We start from the raw sequence: 1,392 nt of genomic DNA on the forward strand, positions 1-1,392 counted from the left end.
TCAACTCAAGACCAAGAAAAAACACCAGTACAAAACCCCAATGGCTGTCTGGTTGGAAAATAATAAGTAAATTGTACTAGTAATTTGAATCTACGGATGATTTTAGCTTAGAGGCTGTTTTGGTTGAGGTTGGAATGGGTGAGGTATTAGGAAAACTTTTACCGAATAAAATTTTCAAAGAAAGTGCCGATAGAGCCAAGGGCGAAATGAGACGTGCCAAGGAACTAATGGGAGGAAAATCTGCAACACCAAAAGTGATAAAAAAGCAAGGAAAAGTACTTAAGGAGGCTCAAAGTGAAATCAGGTTAAATGAATCTCTTGAGAAAGGAAGTGAGGGTACAAAGCAAGTAGTTTCAAAAGTTGCTGGAAACAAGACTCAAAAAGAAACTAGAGAATGAAAAGGAAATTGATGATTGCTTTGATTAATGTAGTCGTAGGTCTTTTTGCGATCTATTACTCTTTTTCTATTAGGCGGGAGGCTTTTATTGCCTCCCACCATAAATTCATTGCTTGCCAAATAATTCAGTTATATCCCCATTCTGGTTCAAGAACTCATCCTACAGCCCTAGTTATATATCATGGAAAAGAATACTTCACAAATATTCGTAGTGGGGAAAATTTGAATATAGGATATAATGATACAACATTTCATTATGATCCATTATTTGATAAAGTATTTTGTCGTGACCAGCGTGCTGACAAAGGAATTCCTTTGGTTTTTTTATTGTTTTTGTCTTCGTTTTTGCTTTGGATAGATCCTAGCGTAAAGCGAAGCAAGGCTCGTCCCAAAACTCAAGTATTGGAGTGTAATCAGAATAAGACCACTAAGTAAAGTACCGCTGTGGGTGGTAGCTCTGGAATTGTTGTGAATAATAACAGAAGATAATGTTTTTTGAATTTACATCAAAAGAAAGCTTTAATATTAGGAGAAACATACTTCAAAAGTATGTTTCTCCTATATTGAGAGATAAAGGATTTACAAACGTTCCGTTCTCGGATTCTAGTTGGGGGAAGGTTAACTCCCTAAGTTCTAAACCAAAGTGCAATTTTTGAGGTAATAGGGGCTGCCTTTTTCACGGCTTATTTGGTGGCCGATCGGCCACCAAATAAGCCGTGAAAAAGGGCAAAGAAGGGAGTGTGGATTCATAAAACAAAAATGGGAGGCCGAAACCTCCCATAGGATTAGTATATTTGTTTTATGAATAAAAAGAAATAGTACAAACATCTAACCCTTGACCAAAGATACATAATTGAGAGCAGTCTAAAAAAGGGTTTGTTGAAAAAAGAGATCGCGGAACTTGTAGGAGTCTCTCCATCTACCATTACTAGGGAGATTAAGAGGAATGCCAACAAGAGTGGAAGATATACCCAAATGCACGCCCAAATGCTGGC

The 1,392-nt window shown here is 37.2% G+C and carries 2 protein-coding genes and 1 pseudogene; all 3 read left to right on the forward strand.

What is annotated here, in order from left to right; genetic code table 11:
- The first annotated feature begins 134 nt into the window (after nt 1-134).
- Nucleotides 135-398, forward strand: a complete 264-nt coding sequence (locus tag A3GK_RS0110170; protein ID WP_018029333.1) for a hypothetical protein — start codon at nt 135-137, stop codon at nt 396-398.
- Nucleotides 395-832: a hypothetical protein gene (locus A3GK_RS0110175; protein WP_018029334.1), complete on the forward strand. Its 438-nt coding sequence runs from the start codon at nt 395-397 to the stop codon at nt 830-832. The genes A3GK_RS0110170 and A3GK_RS0110175 overlap by 4 nt, the downstream gene beginning before the upstream one ends.
- A gap of 384 nt (nt 833-1,216) precedes the next feature.
- Nucleotides 1,217-1,392, forward strand: a pseudogene (locus A3GK_RS11840) (helix-turn-helix domain-containing protein); the annotation flags it as partial.

The organism is Porphyromonas somerae DSM 23386, from assembly GCF_000372405.1.
In the GTDB taxonomy this organism is placed as follows: Bacteria; Bacteroidota; Bacteroidia; order Bacteroidales; family Porphyromonadaceae; genus Porphyromonas_A; species Porphyromonas_A somerae.